Source organism: Desulfovibrio sp. DV, assembly GCF_001936595.1.
Classification (GTDB): Bacteria; Desulfobacterota; Desulfovibrionia; order Desulfovibrionales; family Desulfovibrionaceae; genus Solidesulfovibrio.
This window is the reverse complement of the sequence record NZ_MLBG01000034.1, coordinates 18,142-36,129: the sequence shown is the minus strand read 5'-3', so window position 1 is coordinate 36,129 and position 17,988 is coordinate 18,142. Positions and strand designations below refer to the sequence as shown.

The window sequence follows — 17,988 nt, the reverse complement described above, 5'->3', positions numbered from 1 at the left end:
TGAAAGGGGGTCGATGGTGTGGACGGGGTAAGGAACTGTTGCGGATGCGGGAGTGGGGAAAGACTGTAGGGCGCGGGAGCGCTTGCTCTTTCGGAAAGACACTTGCGTTTTCAAAAAAAACACCTGCCCATATTTCAGAAATGCGTCCGGGGCGGTTTTGCGCGAGGCTTTGATCGCGCAAAACCGCCCCGGACGCTGGCGAGTTGGGGTCTGGGATTTGGCTGGCGGTTGCGGGCGGCTTCCGGCCGCAACCGCCAGCCAAATCCCAGACCCCATTCTCTCACGCACGCATACCCACCGACCCGCCCTCCAAACCTGCACCCGCTTACAAACCAGGAGCAGGGGTCCGGGGGGATCATCCCCCCGGCCGCCGGAGGCCTCTTCGCCTTCGTTTTCGCCTTTACCTTCCCATCCCCATCCCTACCCGAACACCTTGATATCGGCTCCGAGCACGCCGACGATACGGTCGTCGATGCGGATGGGGGTGGAGATGGTGAGGCAGTATTCGTTGGAGGCTTCGGACATGTAGATGGGGGAAATGGAGGTATCCTGGTTGGTCACGACGCCGGTGAACCAGGGGCGGGTGGACCAGTTCTTGCCGACCATGGAGGCTCGCGAGGCGGCGCGGAAGTGGGCGGGAGCGATATTTTCCGTGACTTGGACGCCGGCGGCGTCAGTGGCGTAGAGGAGTTCCAGGAAGGTATTTTGGGCCAGGGCCTGGCGCATGAGGCGTTCCATTACGGAGCGGTCCAGTGCGGCCATTTCGGGTGCGCCGGCCAGGGTTTCGACGGCATCCTGGGCGGCTCCCTGGCCGATCAATTTGAAGACGCCGTTTAATTTGATGAGTTCTTCGATTTCACCGCCGAGGGCTTCGATGGTGGCGGCGGAACGGACCATGCCGTCGGTGGTGCGGCCGGACAGGTCGCGGATGCGTTCGATGGCCGACTGGATGCGTTCGCTGGCGGCCACCTGTTCATCCGAGGCCTTGGCGATGGAGACGACCTGGGCGGAGGCGTCGCCGGACAGGGTGACGATCTGGCCAAGGGCGGCCCGGGACTGGCCGGCCAGGGTGGTGGCGTCGTCCACGGCGCCGGCGGCCTGATCCATGTGGCGGATGTTTTCGAACGTGCCGCTTTGGATGGCCTGGATGACCTTGCCGACTTCGGCGGTGGCGGTCATGGTTTTTTCGGCCAGCTTTCGCACCTCGTCGGCCACGACGGCGAAACCGCGTCCGGCCTCGCCGGCGCGGGCGGCCTCGATGGCGGCATTGAGGGCCAGCAGATTGGTCTGGTCGGCGATATCGGAGATGACGGTCATGACCTCGCCGATGGATTCGGCCTGGCGGCCGAGGTCGGCCATGTTGGACTTGAGGGCGGCAGCCAGGGTGGAAACCCTGCCGATGGCCGCCACCGAATCGTCCACGACCGAGGCTCCTTCGGCGGCCCGGCGTCGGGCCTCTTCGGCGGCGGAGGCGGCCTGTTCGGCGCTTTTGGCCACGGCCACCGTGGCGTCCACCATGACGGACACGGAATCGGCGGTTTCATCGATGCAGGTCTTCTGCTCTTCCGCCCCGGACGAGACATCGCGGGCTTCCTGGCGAAGGGAGCTGGTGGCTTCCTTGATGGAGTCGGCCACGGTTTCCAGGGTTTCGCCGGCCCCGAGCATGCCCAGGCGTCTGGCTTCATCCTTTTTAACGGCCCGGCGGGCCTCGCGGGAGGCTTTTTCAGCGGCTGCGGCGTGGGCTTCGATCTCGGCGGCACGGCCCTTGGCCAGGGTAAGCTGGCTTTCCAGGTTCGCCACCATGGTTTCCAGGCTTTGGCGCAGGAGGCCCAGACGGCCGATGAAGCGTGGATCGTCCGGGAGCCGCTCCACCCGGCCCTCGCCCACCCGGGTGGCGTAGCCGGCCAACAGGTCCAGGGGGCGCATGAGATGGCGGCCAAGCAGGGCCAGGAACAGGGCCACAATAATGGCGGCGCAGGCCAGACTGGTTGCGGACGAGGCGGTCAGGGTCTCGCCCGGCATGGCGTCGAGCAGCTTGGACAAGGCGGCCAGATCGGCCCGGGCGGCGCTTTGGTCGGCGCTGCCCAGGTCGCGTTCGACCCGGGCCAGGGAGGCCTTGGCCGTATCGGTGAGACTGGAGAGCCGCCAGTTGGCGGCGACATTGGCGGCCAGGACGACAAGGGCAAAACCGATGATGGTGGTCAGGGTCAGCCGCAACTGTAGGGATACACGCATACGCCCCCCGTGACACAAATGGGAAGGGAAAGAGGTGGCGGCCGATCAGACCCACCCCACGTGGTCCGACCGGCCGGCACACAAGAACCGGAACGATTTCAAGGAAACGTATCACACGGCAGCGCCAAGTCAACGGCCTGCAACAGATCGCGTTTTTTACAAAAAACGGAATTGTCGCCTAGGAGACGCGATCTCCCGGAGCAACCGGGACCGAGGCCGCGACCAGGGCCATGCCGCCGGCATGGCGCACGGCCAGGATCATGCCATGGGAAACGACCCCGCGCAGCTTTCTGGGCTTGAGGTTGGCAACCAGGGTGACCTGCCGGCCGACCAGTTCTTCGGGCTTGAAGTGTTCGGCCAGTCCGGCCACCACCTGCCGGGGCGCGTCCTCGCCGATGTCCACGGACACGGCATAGAGGCGGTCGGCTCCGGGCACCGGGGCCACGGACAAAACATTGCCCAGGCGCAGATCGAGCTTGGCAAAGTCCTCGTAGTCCACTTCCGCCGCTGGTCCGGGCTTGGCGGCCGGGGCCTTGTCCTTGGCCTTGCCGGCCTCTTTGGCGGCTTTGGCCTTGGGGGCGGCCGGGGCGGGTTCGTCCTTGGCCGCGACCTCCAGGCGGGGGAACAGATTGGAGGTCAGGGCCACCTGGGTTCCGGCGGGCAGCGGGGCAAACGCGCCGGCTTCGTCGGCCAGATTGACGGCGGCCGGGTCCTGGCCGAGTTGGGTCAGAAGCGTGGTTGCCGCCTCGGGCATAACCGGCAGCAGGCAGACGGCCACCTTGCGCAGGCCGCCAAAGACAGTGCGCATGACGGTGGCCAGCCGGTCGGTGCGGCCTTCCTTGAAAAGCGTCCAGGGGGCCGTGGCGTCGACGTATTTATTGAGTCCGCGCACGAGTTCCCACAGGGCGTCCAGGGCCCGGGAGAACTGGGCCGAGCCAAAAAGCGTCATATAATTGGCCACTGCCGCCTCGGCCAGCTGGGCCAGATCGTCATCGACGCAATCGGATGCCGCATCGGCCGGCATGACGCTGCCGAAATACTTGGCCGCCATGGCCAGGGTGCGGTTGGCCAGATTGCCCAGATCGTTGGCCAGATCGGCGTTGAAGCGGCCGACAAAGGCCTCGTCGGTAAAGCTCGCGTCCGCGCCGAAAACCATCTCGCGCAAAAGGAAATAGCGCATCCCGGACAGGCCGGCCCGGGCGGCCATGGCTGCCGGTTCGACGACGTTGCCCAGGGACTTGGACATCTTGGTGTCGCGCACCAGCCAATAGCCGTGGACATTCAAGCGCTTGTAAAGCGGCAGGCCCATGGCCAAAAGCATGGTGGGCCAGAACACGGCATGGGGCTTTAAGATATCCTTGGCCACCAGATGTTCGGCCGCGCCCCACCAGGCCGGGAACTCCGGGGCATCGGGCCAGCCCACGGCGGTCAGGTAGTTTATGAGCGCATCGAACCAGACGTAGGTGACGAAATTGGGGTCAAAGGGCAGCTCCACGCCCCAGGTCAGGCGGGATTTCGGCCGGGAGATGCACAGGTCGTCGAGCGCCCCGGATTCGAGCAGGCTGACCACTTCGTTTCGGTACTGGCGCGGGCGGATGAAATCCGGGTTGGCCTTGATGTGGTCGAGCAGCTGGCCCTGGTACTTGGACATGCGAAAGAAGTAGTTCTTCTCGGCGATGTAGTCCGGCTTGACCTTGTGGTCCGGGCACAGGCCGTCGACCAGTTCCTTTTCGGTCAGAAACCGCTCGCAGCCCTTGCAGTAGTGGCCGCCGTATTCGCCGAAGTAGATGTCGCCCTTGTCGTAGACCAGCTGCAGGGCGCGCTTGACGGCCGCGATATGGTCGGCGTCGGTGGTGCGGATAAAGCGCGTCGGCGTGATGCCAAGGGTCGGCCACAGGTTGGAGAACAGGCCGCTTATGGCGTCGGCGTATTCCTTGGGCGTCTGTCCGGCCTTGGCCGCGGCCTCGGCGATCTTGTCGCCGTGTTCATCGGTGCCGGTCAGGAAAAAGACGTCCTCGCCGCACAGGGCATGAAACCGGGCCAGGGCGTCGGCCACGATGGTGGTATAGGCATGGCCGAGGTGCGGCTTGGCATTGACGTAGTAAATGGGCGTGGTGATGAAAAAACGATTCACGATCCGCTCTCCGGTTCACGGGAAGGTTTGCCGCCTTGGCGGGCGTCCGGGCGTTTTGGCCGCGAACGATTGTGTTGCTGCTGGTCGGGAGCGGCCTCGCCGCCGGGACGCGGGGGACGGCGGCCGGGACGGCGGCCACGGCGCGAGGAGCGTCCGGCTCCTTCGCGGCCTTCGCCGGCCGGCTGGTTGGGACCGGCCGAGGCGGCGTCCTTGCCGGGAGCGGCGGATGGGACGGCAGCGACGGCGCTGTCGGGAGCGCCGGGTACGGCGGCCGGGCCGGAGGCGGCCGGCGGTCCCTGTTCGCGGCCCCGGCGGCGCTCGGTGTCGCGGGCCGGATCGCGGCCGTGCTCACGGCCCGGTTCACGGCCCTGGTCGCGGGCCGGATCGCGGCCCTGGTCACGGTTCGCCCCACGCCGGGATTCGCCCCGGGGGGCGGAGCGGCCGGATTCGGGCCGGGGCGACGGCGTCCGGGCTTCGGGCCGGGCCGGCTCGACCCGGACCGGTTCGGAGCGCGGGGCGTCGGGGCGGGAACCGTCGGGGGCCTCGATGACGCCTTCGGGCGCAACCGGGCGGTTTTCCACGGCCTGGGTCCATTCCTCCACGGTCATTTCGCGTTCGTCGCCGGCCTCGTCAAGGACGGTGACGGTTTCGCGAAAGAGGTTGGTGCGCAGCACCTTGGCCATGCCAAAGGCGGTGGCGAACTTCTTGCCGACCCGGGGACATTTCCTCTGGAACTGCTCGTAGTTTTCCTGCTCAAAGGACAGGCAGCACAAAAGCCGCCCGCAAATGCCGGAAATCTTGGTGGGATTGAGAAACAGGTTCTGTTCCTTGGCCATCTTGATGGTGACCGGGGCGAACTTGCGCATGAACCGGCGGCAGCAGCAGATCTGGCCGCAATTGCCGATGGCCCCGAGCATTTGCGTCTCGTGGCGCACGCCGATCTGGCGCAGTTCGATGCGGGTATGGTAGGCCTTGACCAGATCCTTGACCAGTTCGCGAAAATCGACGCGGCCGGGCGCGGTGAAATAAAAGACGATCTTGCTGCGGTCGTGGAGCACTTCCACGTCCACGAGCTTCATCTCCAGATTTCTGGTTTCGATGCAGCGGCGGCACAAGGTGTGGGCTTCGCGGCCGAGCTGGTCGTTCTCGCGGCGGGCATCGATGTCTTCCTGGGTGGGCATCCGGAAGATGGGTTTGAGTTCCTGTTCGGTGGCTGCCTCGGGCGGATCGTCGCGCACGACGACGACCCGTCCCATGCCGAGGCCCTGTTCGGTCTGGACGAGCACATCGTCGCCCATGGCCACCACAAAGGGGCCGGATTCGAAATAGTAAACCTGTCCGTGGTCACGGAACTTGATGCCGAGGATATGGCTCATGTACGCCCTATGTATGCGCCGCGCCGCGGCGGTAATCATCACCCAAACGAGGCTTATACTCCATATCCTGTCAAACGGCAAATGGCGTCACCGGGCCGTAATATTTTTCGCACAAAGTCGTTGACAAACTCCCCCCTCCTGCGTAGACCACGTCTTCGCCGCGCATGAGTGCAGCGCGGGCCATTAGCTCAATTGGTAGAGCAGCGGACTCTTAATCCGTTGGTTCAAGGTTCGAGTCCTTGATGGCCCACCAGAGATTTCAAGGGGTTCCGGTTTATAGCCGGGACCCCTTTTGCGTTGGCGCTTTTGCCCTCCGGGCAGTCGGGCGTGGCTTCCACCGATGGGCCGGGGCAAGGCGCGGCACGGGGCCCGGGCTTGACTTCGGCCCGGCCATGGACAATGGATCGGTATGGTCAAACGTGCTGCCGATTGGCTGGAAAATTCCGGGAATCGCCGCTCTACCCCTGCCGCGCGGGGCCGCCTGCTCCCGGCACTCCTGGCCCTGCTCCTCGTGGCGTCCTTCGCCACCCTGGCCCCGGCCGGCGACCAGACGCGCTTGTACGACGCCAAGGGCCGGTACCAAGGCCGGGCCACGACGAACACGGCCAACCCCGGGCAAAAAAACCTGTACGACCCGCACGGCCGCTATGTCGGGCGCGTCATGACCGACGACAACGGCAACACCCGCGTCTACGATGCCCACGGCCGCTACCAGGGCCGGGCAACGCAACGGCCGGCCCAGTCGACGTCGCAATAAAAGCACCCCGCAGCGGGTCCGAAGACCCCCGCCCCTCCCCGACACGACACGACGCGGCCCAAGCGGGCGGCATCAGGCCAACTCCAATACTTCTGCCGGCTTATAGTCAGGCCCTGCCCGGATGCAGCAATATGTTGCGCAACTCCTGCGCCAATATCCGGCAGCCGCCCGCAATGTAAATCCCACCAAAGTCTCAATACTCCATGACAACGCCATACCACTCTGGTACCGTATACCATGGGACTCAAGCCTCAGGACGGCCGACATACAGTAGCTTGTTCTATTATTTAAGGGGCATGGAGCAACAATCCCAGAAGGGGCGGACAACGCGCTTCCTGACAACCGGGAACCCGGGGCCCTAAAGACAGGCCGGCTTCAGGCCCCGACCGCCCGACCTGGGGCGATCCGCTCCTGTGCTTCCGGGAGCAGCCCGGCCGCATCCGGCAAAACGTATCCGCCACCCGCCCGCCGCCGGCCCGGCCAAGGGTCCGTAACGGTCCTGGGCCCGGCCGCGGCCGGGCCGCCAACGCCCTCGCCAGCCCCCAAGAGCCGGCTGGCGACTCCTGAAACGGTTTTTCGGCCAACACCGCCGGCCAACGCTCTTTGCCAGCATACATGAGGAATCAGTGGCGCTTCGGGTCCCGGATTCGATCAAGGAAACCATCATGAGCATCAAGGATTTTGCATTGAACACACGGGCCCGCCACGCCCTGCGAAACGACAAGAATACCGAACTGCTGCGTTCCGAACTTTTTAGCCTCAACCAGCTCACGCTCCATGCCGCCAAACTGGCCGGCCTGCACACCCTCGACCCGCATCACGGACCGGATATGCTGCTGCCCCGGCTGGCCGACAACGCCCGGGTGTTGCGGGCGGCCTATGCCGTCGTGACCGAGGCGGCCACCGAGGGCGGGCGGATCGTGCCGGCCGAAGCCTGGCTTCTGGACAACTTCTATCTGATCGAACAGCAGGTCGGGCTGGCCAGACGGCATCTGCCGCGCGGCTACAGCCGCCAGTTGCCGCGTCTGGCCACCGGGCCGTTGACCGGATTTCCCCGCATCTACGATCTGGCCCTGGAACTGATCTCGCACATGGACGGGCGCATCGACAACGACAACGCCACCCAGTTCGTCGCGGCCTACCAGACCGTCGAACCGCTGACCCTTGGCGAATTGTGGGCCTTCCCGATCATGCTGCAGCTGGCGGTGCTGGAAAACCTCCGGCGCGTGGGGCTGCGCATTGCCAGACGGCGCGAGGAACGCGACGCGGCCGTGGTCTGGGCCGACCGGATGCTGGCCACGGCCGAGAAGGAGCCCAAAAAGCTCATTTTGCTCCTGGCCGAGTTTGCCACGGCCGATGTGCCGCTGACTGCGCCGTTTGTGGAGGAATTCCACTCCAGGCTCCAGACCCAGGGCGCGTCCATGGCCTTTATCCAGACCTGGGTGGCCCAAAAACTCCTCGAACAAGGCGTCACCGCCACCCAGCTTTCCGAGGCCGCCGGCCGCACCGCCGCCACCAACCAGCTTTCCATCGCCAACAGCATCGGCAGCCTGCGCTTTATCGGAGCCATGGACTGGCGGGAATACGTCGAGTCCTTAAGCGTCGTGGAACAGACCTTGCGGGAAGACCCGGCCGGGATGCACGCCCTGCAGGATTTTGCCACCCGGGACCGCTACCGCCATGTCGTTGAAAATGTGGCCCGGGGCAGCCGCCAAAGCGAGCCGGCCGTGGCCCGGCAGGCCATTTCCCTGGCCCGGGCCGCAGCCCAGCTGTCCGGGCCAGGCGACCGGTCCGCCCATGTCGGCTATTACCTGCTCGACCACGGACGCAAAAGCCTGGAGCGGGCCGTGGGCTGCCGCCCGTCGCCAGCCTCCCTGGCCGGCCGGTTGGGAGGCCGAAGCCGTCTGGCCGGCTACCTCGGCTGCATCGCCTTCCTGACCACCGTGGTGGTCTGGGCCATCCTGGCCGCGTTTGGCGGCCCGGCCCCGGCCGACTGGCGCTACTGGCTCCTCGGCCTGGCCGGCGCGCTCGGCGGTTCGGCCCTGGCCGTGCCGCTGGTCAACCTGACCGCCACGCTGATCCTGTCGCCGCGCGCCCTGCCCCGGCTGGATTTTTCCAAAGGCATCCCGGACGCCCACCGCACCATGGTGATCGTCCCCACCCTGCTTGGTTCCCTCCAGGACGTCGAAGTCCTGCTCGAAGCCCTGGAGATCCGCTACCTCGGCAACCGCGACCCCAATCTCTTTTTCGCCCTGCTGACGGATTTTCCCGATGCCGCCACCCCCACCCTGCCGGGCGACGCCGCGCTCATCGAAGCCGCCCGCACGGCGGTTATGGCGCTCAATGCCACCTACCGCGACGACCGGCCCTGCATCTTTTTCCTGTTGCACCGGCCCCGGGTCTATAATCCCTACGAAAAGACCTGGATGGGCTTTGAGCGAAAACGCGGCAAGCTCGAGCAGTTCAACGCCCTGCTGCGCGGGGAGGCCGGGTCCGCCTTTTCCGAAATCGTGGGCGACGCCTCCCTTTTCGCCTCCATCCGCTATGCCATCACCCTGGACACCGACACCCAGCTGCCCCGCGACGCGGCCCGCGCCCTGGTCGGCAACATGGCCCATCCGCTCAACCGCCCGGTCTATGACCCGGCCAGGGGACGGGTGGTCGACGGCTACGCCATCCTGCAGCCCCGGGTGTCCATCAGCCTGACCAGCGCCGGCCAGTCGCGCTTTTCCCGGCTCTACGCCGGCGATGCCGGCATCGATCCCTATACCCGGGAGGTGTCCGACGCCTACCAGGACATTTTCGGCGAGGGCTCGTTTATCGGCAAGGGCATCTACGATGTGGACGCCTTCCGGCTGGCCGTGGACGGCCGGTTCCCGGAAAACCGCATCCTGAGCCACGATCTCCTGGAGAGCGGCTATGCCCGTTCCGCCCTGGTCACCGACGTGGACCTTATCGAGGAGCATCCGGCCAGCTATGCCGCCGACGCCAGCCGGCGGCACCGCTGGATACGCGGCGACTGGCAACTGGCCGACTGGCTGTTGCCGCGCGTGCCCGGCCCTGCCGGTCGGGACGGGGCCAAGGCCCGGCGGCAGCGCAATCCCCTGACCGCCCTGTCGGTGTGGAAGCTGTGCGACAATCTGCGCCGAAGCCTCGTGGCCCCCGCCCTGTGCGCCCTGTTGGCCGTGGGCTGGCTCCTTGGTCCGGGTCCGGCCTGGTACTGGACGCTGGCCGTGTTGGCCGTGGTCTTCTTGCCGAGCCTGCCCGCAGCCGTCCTCGAACTGATCCGCAAGCCCGAAGAACGCTCCTGGCCGGCCCATCTGCACCACACCTGCCGGTCTGCCGCCCGCCCGTTCCTGCTGGCCCTCCTGACCCTGACCTTTTTGCCCTACGACGCCCTGCTTGGCCTCGACGCCATGGCCGGCTCGGGCCTGCGGATGCTGTTCACCCGGCGCGGCCTGCTCCTGTGGCACGGACCGGCCTATGCCCGGCGAAACGCCCGCTGCACCCTGGCCGATTTTGTCATGGAGATGTGGTTTGCTCCGGCCCTGGCCGCGACCCTGGCCCTGGCCCTGGCCTTCGGGCGGCCGGCGGGCCTGCCGGCCTGCGCGCCGATCCTGCTCCTGTGGCTGCTCGCGCCGGCGGCCGCCTGGTGGTTAAGCCGCCCCCTGGCCGCCCCGAAGCAGGTTTTGACCCTTGACCAACGGATCTTTCTGCGCGGCATGGCCCGGCGCACCTGGCGCTATTTCGCCGACTTTGTCGGACCGCTGGACAACTGGCTGCCGCCGGACAATTTCCAGGAATACCCGACCGCCATGCTGGCCTCGCGGACCTCGCCGACCAACATCGGCATGGCCTTGCTGGCCAATCAGGCGGCCTATGATTTCGGCTATCTGTGCGCCGGGGAGTTCCTTTCGCGCACGGAAAACACCCTGACGGCCATGGAAAAGCTGACCCGCTACCGGGGCCATTTCTACAACTGGTACGACACCCGGACGCTCGCCCCCCTGCGGCCGCAATACGTCTCCACCGTGGACAGCGGCAATCTGGCCGGCTGTCTGCTCACCTTGCAGGCCGGGCTGGCCGAGGTGAAGGAGCAGCCGGTGCTTTCGCCGGCCGCGATTCGCGGACTGGAAGATACTCTGGGCGTGCTGGCCGAACAGGCCCCAAGCGCCCGCGCCGGGGAACTGGCCCGGCAGATCGGGCAGTTGCGCGACAGGCTCAGAACCTGTTGCGACAACGGCCCGGTGCGCTCGCTGGCCACGGCCGAGACGCTCCTGGCCGACCTTGGCGGCCAAAGCGCCGCCCTGCTGGCCGATCTGCCAACGGACGCCGGGGCAGCCGGCGAACTGGCCTACTGGGTCCGGGCCTTTGACGGGCAGGTGCGCGCCCTGCGGGAAGACCTGCATCTGCTTTGCCCCGATCCGGCCCGGCGCAGCGACAACCCGACGCTCTCCGCCCTGGCCCGGGAGGACGCGGCCCACACACCGGCCCCCGGAGGCGGCACCGCCCCGGCCGTGCCCCGGGCAACGGCCGCCATTGCCCGGCTTGGCCACATCGACGACCTGCTGTGCCGCTGTCGGGAGCTGGCGGCCATGGATTTCGAATTCCTCTACGACACCACGCGCGACCTGCTGGCCATCGGCTACGACGTGGGCGAGCGCCGCCGCGATCCGTCCTGCTACGACCTGCTCGCCTCGGAAGCCCGGCTGACCAGCTTTTTGCTCATTGCCGAAGGCCAGGCCCCGCAAAAGCACTGGTTTTCCCTGGGCCGGCTGTTGACCAGCCATGGCGGCGATCCGAGCCTCATCTCCTGGAGCGGGTCGATGTTTGAGTACCTCATGCCCCAACTGGTCATGCCAAGCTACGCCAACACCCTGCTCGACCAGACCTGCCGGGCCGCCGTGTCGCGCCAGATCGAATACGGCCGGCAACGGGCCGTGCCCTGGGGCATTTCCGAATCCTGCTACAATGCCGTGGACCTCAACCAGGCCTACCAATACCGGGCCTTTGGCGTGCCGGGGCTGGGATTCAAGCGGGGCCTTGGCGACGATCTGGTCATCGCGCCCTATGCCAGCGCCCTGGCCTTGCTGGTGGCCCCCGGGGAAGCCTGCCGCAACCTGGAACGGCTGTCCGCCGAAGGGTTCCTCGGCCGGCAGGGCTTTTACGAGGCCGTGGACTACACCCCCGCCCGGGTTCCCCGGGGGAAACACCACGCCGTGGTGCGCGCCTTTATGGCCCACCACCAGGGCATGAGCCTGTTGTCCTTTGTCCAGGTCCTGCTTGGGGAGCCCATGCAGCGGCGCTTCATGTCCTTCCCCTTTGTCCGGGCGACCCAGTCGCTGCTTGAGGAACGTGTGCCCAAAGACGGGGCCACGCTCAATCCCCATGCCGCCGAGGTCAGCGCCAGCGCCCATCCCCCGGTGGCGGAATCAGGCTCGATCATGCGTGTCTTCACCAAGCCCGATACGCTCCTGCCCGAGGTCCACCTGCTCTCCAACGGCCGCTACCATGTCATGGCCACCAGCGCCGGCGGCGGCTACAGCCGCTGGCAGGACCTGGCCGTCACCCGCTGGCGCGAAGACGCCACCTGCGACGCCTGGGGCACGTTTATCTATCTGCGCGATGCCGACACCGGCCGTTACTGGTCAACCGCCCACCAGCCGACCCTGCGCCCGGCCGAATCCTACGAAGCGGCCTTTGGCCAGGCCCGGGCCGAATACCGACGCCAGGACCAGGCCATCGAAACCCACACCGAACTGAGTGTTTCCCCGGAAGACGACGTCGAGATCCGGCGGGTCACCCTGGCCAATCTGTCCTCGCGCACCCGGCATATCGAGATGACCAGCTATGCCGAGGTCGTCCTGGCCCCGCATAACGCCGATCTGGCCCACCGGGCCTTCAGCAACCTGTTTGTCCGGACCGAAATCCTGCCCGACCGGCAAGCCATCCTGTGCACCCGCCGGCGGCGGACGCCAGACGAACGCACCCCCTGGCTGTTTCATCTGTTTGCCGCCCCGGGCGTGGACGCCGGCTCCCCGTCCTTTGAGACCGACCGGGCCGCCTTCATCGGCCGGGGCCGCACCCCGGCCAATCCCCTGGCCCTGGAGGCCGGCGATGGCCCGGCCACCCTGTCCGGCACCGACGGTTCGGTCCTTGACCCCATCGTGTCCATCCGCCGCACCATCACCCTGCCCCCGGACGCCTCGGCCACGGTGCAGATCATCTCGGGCGTGGCCGACACGCGCGAAGCGGCCCTGGCCGTGATCGAAAAATACGGCGACCGGCACTTTGTGGAGCGCGCCTTTGAAATGGCCTGGTTCCAGAGCCAGGAAGTGCTGCGGCGTCTCGGCGCAACCGAAGTCGACGCCCAGGTCTACGGCCGACTGGCCACCTCGGTGGTCTTCGGCAACGGCCTGCGCCGGGCCGCGCCAAGCGTCATCGCCCGCAACCAGCTGGGTCAGTCGGGCCTGTGGCGCTTTGCCGTCTCCGGCGATCTGCCGATCATCCTGGTGCGCATCGGCGACATTGACCGCGTCGATCTGGTCCGGCAGATGCTCCAGGCCCACGCCTATTGGCGGATGAAGGGCCTGGCCTCGGACCTGGTGATCATCAACGAGGATTTCTCAGGCTACCGGGCCGTGCTGCACGACCGGATCCTGGGACTTGTCCAGGCCGGCCCGGAAGCGGCGGCCCTGGATACCCCGGGCGGCATCTTCGTGCGCCGGGCCGAGGAACTCTCGGAAGAGGACCGGGTGCTCTTCCAGACCGTGGCCCGGGTCATCGTGACCGATTCCGCCGAGACCCTGGCCGAACAGGTGGAACGACGCGCCCCGGTCCGGCGTCTGCCCGAGCGCCTGGACATCCCGCCAAGGCAGACGGTCGAACCGGTCTGGCCGCTGGCGGCGCGCTCGCGCATCTTTGAAAACGGCCTGGGCGGCTTTACGCCCGACGGCCGCGAATACGTCACGACCCTGGAGCCCGGCCAGACCACGCCCGCGCCCTGGGCCAACGTCATCGCCAGCCCCCATATCGGCACGGTGGTCAGCGAGTGCGGCAGCGCCTACACCTGGGCGGGAAACGCCCACGAGTTCCGCCTGACCGCCTGGCACAACGACCCGGTCGGCGACGTGAGCGGCGAGGCCTTCTATCTGCGCGACGAGGCCACCGGGGCCTTCTGGTCGCCAACGGGCCTCCCGGCCCTTGGCCGGTCCGGGACGGTGTGCCGCCACGGATTTGGCTACAGCGTCTTTGAGCATGACGAAACCGGCATCTCCTCGGAACTCTCCGTCTATGTGGCCATGGACGCGCCGGTCAAATTCGTGGTGGTCAAACTGCGCAACCATTCCAGGCATGCGCGCCGCCTGTCCCTGACCGGCTACTTCGAACTGGTGCTCGGGGAATGGCGGCACGCCAACCTGCTGCACATCGTGACCGAAAAAGACCCGCTCACCGGGGCGCTCTTTGCCCGAAACGCCTATGGCCGGGAATGCGGCGGCCGCGTCGTCTTTGCCCAGGTCAGCGAAACCGAGCGGTCGGTGACCGGCAACCGGACCGAGTTCCTCGGCCGAAACGGGTCCCAGGCCAGCCCGGCCGCCTTGGGCCGCAAGCAGCTGTCGGGCAATACCGGGGCCGGGCTGGACCCCTGCGCCGCCCTGCAGACCCGGATCGAACTGGCCGAGGGCGAGGAACGCGAGGTGGTGTTTCTCCTTGGCGCGGCAAGGGACAATGACGAGGCCCGGTACTTTATCGAGCGGTTCGGCGGCCCGGCCGGCGCGCGCCAGGCCCTGGAAGGGGTCTGGGAACACTGGAACCGGACCCTTGGCGCGGTCAACGTGGAAACCCCGGACCCGGCCCTGGACGTGCTGGCCAACGGCTGGCTCGTCTACCAGACGCTGTCGTGCCGTCTATGGGGGCGAAGCGGCTATTACCAGTCCGGCGGGGCCTACGGCTTCCGTGACCAGTTGCAGGACACCATGGCCCTGGTCCACGCCGCCCCCGGCCTTGCCCGCGAACAGCTCCTGTTGTGCGCCGGACGCCAGTTTCTCCAGGGCGACGTGCAACATTGGTGGCATCCGCCCAACGGCCAGGGCGTGCGTACCCATTTCTCCGACGACTACCTGTGGCTCCCCTATGCCGCCAGCCGCTACGTGCTGACCACCGGCGACACCGGCGTCCTCGATGAGCCGGTGGCCTTCCTGGAAGGCCGCGAACTCGACCCCAACGAGGAGGCCTACTACGACCTGCCCCAGCGTTCGTCGGAAACGGCCAGCCTGTATGAGCACTGCGCCCGGGCCATCCGGCACGGGCTGCGGTTTGGCACGCACGGCCTGCCGCTTATGGGTTGCGGCGACTGGAACGACGGCATGAATCTGGTCGGCCGGGAAGGCCGGGGCGAAAGCGTCTGGCTGGCCTTTTTCCTCTACGAAAACCTCACCCTCTTTGCCGAGCTGGCCCGCCGCCGGGGGGATGTCCTCCTGGCCGAAACCTGTGTCGGCCAGGCGTCCCTGCTGCGCGGCAACATCGAGGGGCAGGCCTGGGACGGCGACTGGTACCGCCGGGCCTACTTCGACGACGGCACGCCGCTTGGCTCGGCGGAAAACGAGGAATGCCAGATCGACTCCATCAGCCAGAGCTGGTCCGTCCTTTCGGGCGGCGGCGATCCCGGCCGGTCCCGCCAGGCCATGGCCGCTGTGGACCAGCGGCTGGTGTCCCGAAATGACGGACTGGTCAAACTGCTGGCCCCGCCCTTTGACACCTCAAGCCTGGAGCCGGGCTACATCAAGGGCTACGTGCCCGGGGTGCGGGAAAACGGCGGGCAATACACCCATGCCGCCATCTGGGCGGCCATGGCCCTGGCCCGGCTTGGCGAGCGGGAACGGGCCTGGGAACTGTTCGCCCTGCTCAGTCCCGTGGCCCACGGGGACAGCCCGGAGAAAGTCGCCCGTTACAAGGTCGAGCCCTATGTCATGAGCGCCGACCTCTACGCCGCACCGCCCCATACCGGCCGGGGCGGCTGGACCTGGTACACCGGGGCGGCGGGCTGGATGTACCGGCTGACCGTGGAAACGCTGCTCGGGCTCACCCTGGAGGTGGACCGCCTGCGCATCGCGCCCTGCCTGCCGCCCCACTGGGATTCCTACAAAATCCACTACCGCCACCGCGACACCGTCTACCACATCACGGTCAGGCGCAGCCAGGACCAGCCAGAACCGGGCCTGCGGGTGCGCCTTGACGGCGCAGACATGGCCAGCGTCGCCCGGGACGCCAGCGGGGCCGCCCAGGGCCTCATCCCGTTGGCGGACGACCGCCAGGAACACTACGTCGAGGTGGATGTCCGCTGACATCATGGCGGCGGCAGCCGGCCGGACCGGAAGGCCCGGCCGGCCGCCGCCACGCTGCCACGTCCCGGAACAGGGCAAACGAGCGCAACCACGTTGCCCCTTGACCGGAAAAACAATGCTTCAGGCCAACAACTGCCAGCCGCAACAGGACAAGATTGCCTCCTGTCGGCCGCAGTACCAAAAGAGCATCACGCACGATCCCGATGTCTCACCCGGCTGTACCATGCCGCCGGCCGCGCGAACGCGCCCGGCAAGCAGCATGACAAGTGTCCGGCTCCCTGGTAGGTGTTGATCATGGAATGGATTTTTATCTTCGTTGCCGCGGGCATTGCCGCCCTGGCCGGTCTGTTTGCCCTGACCGGCAACCGCCCTGACGGCGAATCGGTCAAGGGACACTTCGATTTCGACCGCTACAAGCAAAACGAGCTTTCCAAGCGCGGGCTTTTCGACAAAACCAAATGGTGAGGCAGGGAGTCCGGCCGCCGCCCACCCCGGCCGGATTCCCCCGGCCATGGCCCGGCCCTGGCCCCGGACAGCCGCCAGGACCCGGTTTTTAACCACAGCACCACAGGCCAAAGGATCGGACATGAAGATTGCCGGCACGAAACTGCCCAGCCGCGAAGCCAAGATGGCCGACGCCAAGGAACTGTGCCTGTCCCGTCTGCGGGCGGTCCCCCGGGACAAACGCGAGGCCGTGGCCGACGCCATCCTGGCCCTGGCCGATCCCGATTGGTGGGAGAGCCGGCCCAAGGGGACCGACGTCTTCCTGCTCATTTTGGAGGCGCGCCAGAAAGAGGCCCTGAAAATCATCGCCGCAGCCACGCCCTAGCCCGCCGGGCCCGGTCGGGCCGGCCTGCGGCCCGGCGGTGTTTGGCCCTGCCAACGTATACGGGGACGGGGATGGCGTAACCGGGCCGGCGCTGTCCGGGCCGGACCGGCTGTCCCGGCCATCGGGCTGCCGGGTCCTGACCGTCGGGCTGCCGGACTGGCGGCTGCCGGCCGGTTCAGCCGGCCTGGGCGGCCTTCTCGACGCAATAGACGATGATCGGGTGGCCGGGCTTGTTGACCAGTTCGTAGCGCGCCGCCCGCCAGAGCGCAAAATCCAGGTCCCGGCACCACGACGCGACCTCGCCTGCTTCCTGCGCCCCGCCCGGATGGCCGGTATAGCACACCACCGAAATCACCCCGCCCCCGGCCAGGACCGTGCGGCTGGCCTCCAGGGCGGCCAGGGTCGTTTCGGCCCGGGTGGTCACGGTCTCGTCCCCGCCCGGCTGATAGCCCAGATTGAAAACCACCGCCGCCACCCGGCCGCAGTGCGCAGCCGGCAGCACGGCAGCCAGATGCTCGTGGCCCGTGGCATGGAACCGGGCCGAGCCGGCCAGTCCGGACCGGGCGAGCAGGGCCCCGGTCGCAGCCAGGGCGGCCGGCTGGATGTCGAAACAATGGACCACCCCGCCCGGACCGACCAGCCGGGCCAGGAAAAGCGCATCCTGGCCGTTGCCGGCCGTGGCGTCGACCGCCACGGCTCCGGGCCCGACGACCCTGGCCAGAAACTGCTGGGAAAAGGTGAGGGCGGCGGTGGCCAGAAAACGCATGTCAGCCGCAGCAGCGCTTGTATTTCTTGCCGCTGCCACAGGGGCACAGGGCGTTTCGCCCGGGAAGCGGGGTGCCGTCGTCGGCCACGGACGGGGCGGGAACCTCGGGGTCGTCATCGAGGTGGCCGTCGACGTAGAACCAGACGCCGCCTTTTTTGCGAAATCGGCTGACCTCATGGACATCTTCCGGGGTTTCGTCCCGGACATAGGAGGCGACGAATTCCACCACCCCGGTCTCGTCCGCTGCCCCGCCCTGGCTGGTGGCCAGGATGCGCAGGCCAGTCCAGGCCGTCTGGGCGTTCCAGGCCAGCAAGGCGGCGGCGTCAAAGCCCACGCGCTTTCGCGGCAACAGCGTGCGTTCGAGGTAGACGGCGTCGCTTCGCACATAAGCCGTGTAGCGCGAGCGCATGAGCGCCTCGGCCGTTTCGGCCCGGCGTTTGCCGGAAAGCAGGGGACCGCAGCAGTCTGCGTAGGCAGCGCCGCTGGCACAGGGGCACGGTTCGATCATGGGACATCCTTTTCGTGGCAGGGATAGGGGCCGGAGATG

9 protein-coding genes and 1 tRNA gene are annotated in these 17,988 nt (G+C 67.2%); 5 read left to right on the top strand and 5 right to left on the bottom strand.

The window, feature by feature from the left end; genetic code table 11:
- Nucleotides 1–420 precede the first annotated feature (420 nt).
- The 3 genes from DVDV_RS09845 to ricT form a co-directional block, all read right to left on the bottom strand.
- Nucleotides 421–2,235, bottom strand: a complete 1,815-nt coding sequence (locus tag DVDV_RS09845) for a methyl-accepting chemotaxis protein (RefSeq protein WP_075354501.1) — start codon at nt 2,233–2,235, stop codon at nt 421–423.
- A gap of 178 nt (nt 2,236–2,413) precedes the next feature.
- Entirely contained in the window at nt 2,414–4,369 is a 1,956-nt protein-coding gene (gene metG / locus DVDV_RS09840; protein ID WP_075354500.1) for a methionine--tRNA ligase, read from the bottom strand.
- Entirely contained in the window at nt 4,366–5,745 is a 1,380-nt protein-coding gene (ricT, locus tag DVDV_RS09835) for a stage 0 sporulation family protein (protein WP_075354499.1), read from the bottom strand. The genes metG and ricT overlap by 4 nt, the downstream gene beginning before the upstream one ends.
- A 177-nt stretch (nt 5,746–5,922) precedes the next feature.
- Between ricT and DVDV_RS09830 the strand changes: the two genes are divergently transcribed.
- The 5 genes from DVDV_RS09830 to DVDV_RS09815 all read left to right on the top strand — a co-directional run bounded on the left by DVDV_RS09830 (nt 5,923) and on the right by DVDV_RS09815 (nt 16,675).
- Nucleotides 5,923–5,998 (top strand) — tRNA-Lys (locus DVDV_RS09830).
- Between the two features lie 156 nt (nt 5,999–6,154).
- Nucleotides 6,155–6,502, top strand: a complete 348-nt coding sequence (locus DVDV_RS09825; RefSeq protein WP_075354498.1) for a hypothetical protein — start codon at nt 6,155–6,157, stop codon at nt 6,500–6,502.
- A gap of 665 nt (nt 6,503–7,167) precedes the next feature.
- Complete coding sequence (locus tag DVDV_RS09820; RefSeq protein ID WP_217694127.1) at nt 7,168–15,846, top strand: glucoamylase family protein; 8,679 nt, start codon at nt 7,168–7,170, stop codon at nt 15,844–15,846.
- 294 nt (nt 15,847–16,140) lie between these two features.
- On the top strand, nt 16,141–16,311 hold the full coding sequence (locus DVDV_RS22755; RefSeq protein ID WP_175577090.1) for a hypothetical protein: 171 nt from the start codon (nt 16,141–16,143) through the stop codon (nt 16,309–16,311).
- Between the two features lie 121 nt (nt 16,312–16,432).
- Nucleotides 16,433–16,675: a hypothetical protein gene (locus DVDV_RS09815; RefSeq protein WP_075354497.1), complete on the top strand. Its 243-nt coding sequence runs from the start codon at nt 16,433–16,435 to the stop codon at nt 16,673–16,675.
- A gap of 175 nt (nt 16,676–16,850) precedes the next feature.
- Here DVDV_RS09815 and DVDV_RS09810 read toward each other — a convergent pair whose 3' ends face one another.
- Both DVDV_RS09810 and DVDV_RS09805 read right to left on the bottom strand, forming a co-directional pair.
- A complete protein-coding gene (locus tag DVDV_RS09810; RefSeq protein WP_075354496.1) occupies nt 16,851–17,441 on the bottom strand; it encodes a class I SAM-dependent methyltransferase in 591 nt (196 codons plus the stop codon).
- Nucleotide 17,442: 1 nt separating this feature from the next.
- On the bottom strand, nt 17,443–17,949 hold the full coding sequence (locus DVDV_RS09805) for a YchJ family protein (protein WP_075354495.1): 507 nt from the start codon (nt 17,947–17,949) through the stop codon (nt 17,443–17,445).
- Between the last annotated feature and the right edge of the window lie 39 nt (nt 17,950–17,988).

What these genes read in the sequence shown, in the direction of transcription:
- DVDV_RS09845 (WP_075354501.1), bottom strand. Translation starts at nt 2,235, where the DNA reads ATGCGTGTATCCCTACAGTTGCGGCTGACCCTGACCACCATCATCGGT.
- ricT (WP_075354499.1), bottom strand. Translation starts at nt 5,745, where the DNA reads ATGAGCCATATCCTCGGCATCAAGTTCCGTGACCACGGACAGGTTTAC.
- DVDV_RS09825 (WP_075354498.1), top strand. Translation starts at nt 6,155, where the DNA reads ATGGTCAAACGTGCTGCCGATTGGCTGGAAAATTCCGGGAATCGCCGC.
- DVDV_RS09820 (WP_217694127.1), top strand. Translation starts at nt 7,168, where the DNA reads ATGAGCATCAAGGATTTTGCATTGAACACACGGGCCCGCCACGCCCTG.
- DVDV_RS22755 (WP_175577090.1), top strand. Translation starts at nt 16,141, where the DNA reads ATGGAATGGATTTTTATCTTCGTTGCCGCGGGCATTGCCGCCCTGGCC.
- DVDV_RS09815 (WP_075354497.1), top strand. Translation starts at nt 16,433, where the DNA reads ATGAAGATTGCCGGCACGAAACTGCCCAGCCGCGAAGCCAAGATGGCC.
- DVDV_RS09810 (WP_075354496.1), bottom strand. Translation starts at nt 17,441, where the DNA reads ATGCGTTTTCTGGCCACCGCCGCCCTCACCTTTTCCCAGCAGTTTCTG.
- DVDV_RS09805 (WP_075354495.1), bottom strand. Translation starts at nt 17,949, where the DNA reads ATGATCGAACCGTGCCCCTGTGCCAGCGGCGCTGCCTACGCAGACTGC.